The sequence below is a fragment of the Mesorhizobium sp. M7A.F.Ca.CA.001.08.2.1 genome (genome assembly GCF_003998455.1).
In the GTDB taxonomy this organism is placed as follows: domain Bacteria; phylum Pseudomonadota; class Alphaproteobacteria; order Rhizobiales; family Rhizobiaceae; genus Mesorhizobium; species Mesorhizobium ciceri.
Genome location: NZ_RZPW01001038.1, coordinates 1 through 1,708 on the forward strand (window position 1 = coordinate 1; position 1,708 = coordinate 1,708).

General features: G+C 61.5%; 1 protein-coding gene. It reads left to right on the forward strand.

Annotated elements, in window-relative coordinates; all coding sequences use genetic code 11:
- The coding region (locus tag EN914_RS34450; protein ID WP_164779137.1) for a M23 family metallopeptidase at positions 1-1,708 on the forward strand (1,708 nt) is incomplete at both ends.

Sequence of the window (1,708 nt, forward strand, 5' to 3'; positions counted from 1 at the left end):
CTTCGGCGCAGGCTTGTTGCCGGTCTCGCGGTGGCTGTGCTGCTCTCTATCGCCGCCGGTTTCTACCTCACCGCCGAGTATTGGTCGTTCGGAGACGAAGACGAGGAGTTGCATGCGGTCGAAGGGGCGGACGATATGCCGGCGGACGCATCCGTGTATGTGCCAGCCATTATCGATCTGGCGGGGGACCCGATGTGGATCACGCTGGCGCCCGATGCCAGCGCCGCAACCAAAGGCCGGACAATGCCGCGCCCGGCGGAACTCAACCAGGCCGGCGTTTCTCCACAGATCGAAATCCTGTCTGACGTCATGCTTAGCGCGAGCGAAAAATTCATGACAACGATACCGTCGACGCAAGAGGATTTTGCATTCTTCCAGGCGCAACGAAAGACTGCTGCCCCACCATCCGGTGATCTGCAGAATGATCTTGAGCCATCGCCGATAGAGGGGGAACCAGCCGCAGCACCCGACCAAAGGGCGGACGCCGATGATCCCGAAGCCGGCTGGGGCGAGACCATCGATGCGGGCGATGCAGCCCTTCCCGCATTCCAGAAGACGCAGATCGAAAACAACACGAGTGTCGCAACCGTCTCGAATGAGTATCAGCGGTTCGAGGCGACCGAAGACACGTTCGTGAAAATCCTCAACGACCGCTCTTTGGACAGCGTCGCGCTCGATGCGCATTTCTCCGCAGAGGACGCCAAGCTGGCAGGGCAAGCGCTGAAGGCGCTTTTCAACCGCGACGGCCTGGAACCGGGCTATGTCATCGCCATGCGTGGTTTCAGGCCGAGGCGCGAGACGACGACCATGTCGCTGATGCAGGTGTCCATCTACGCCAAGAACGTCTTTGTTGGCACGCTGACACGCAATGCGGCGGGCGCATTCGTATCGGGTGTCGATCCCTGGGTCCGTGAAGATCTGTTCAACTATTCGGGCGCACAGGGGGAAGGCACGCACAAGCGGCAGTATCGCCTGCTCGACGCGATCTACTCGACGGCGGCTCGCAACAGTGTTCCAACCGGCGTGATCGGCGAAGCGATCATGTACCTATCGCGAGGGCAGGATCTGGACGCCTTCGCCAGCGAGGACCAGCGCCTTGTGCTGATCTACTCGCAAACGCCGCGCGGCAAGGGCGAGACTGACGGGCGTGTGCTGTATGTCGGCGTGCAGGGCACCGAAAAGAGCCTCGACTGTTTCGTCTTCCAGCTGAGCGAGGGCCAGTTTGCGTGCGTTACCGGTGACGATCAGGTCCGCTCGCTGACGGTCACCAACGGCATGGTCACGCCCGTCAACGGGGTGATGACATCCACCTTCGGGCCACGCAAGCATCCAATTCTCGGCACCGTTCGCATCCACAAGGGCGTCGACTGGGCGGCTCCCGTTGGCACGCCGATCGCAGCCGCCTTCGATGGTGAGATCACCTTCCAGGGCGATGGCGGCAGCTATGGTAATCTGGTGAAGATCTCGCACCCAAACGGGCGCGAGACGCGCTATGCGCATATGCTGAAATTTGCAATCGGGACCGGTGTCGGAACCAGGGTGAAAGCCGGCGATGTGATCGGCTATATCGGCACCACCGGCCTTTCGACCGGGCCCCACCTGCATTTCGAACTCTACCAGAATGGCGCAGCGATCGACCCACTCGGCACGGTCACCGCGGTCGCTTCCGACGATTCCGCGGTCGAGACGCTCACCGACCGTATCGTTC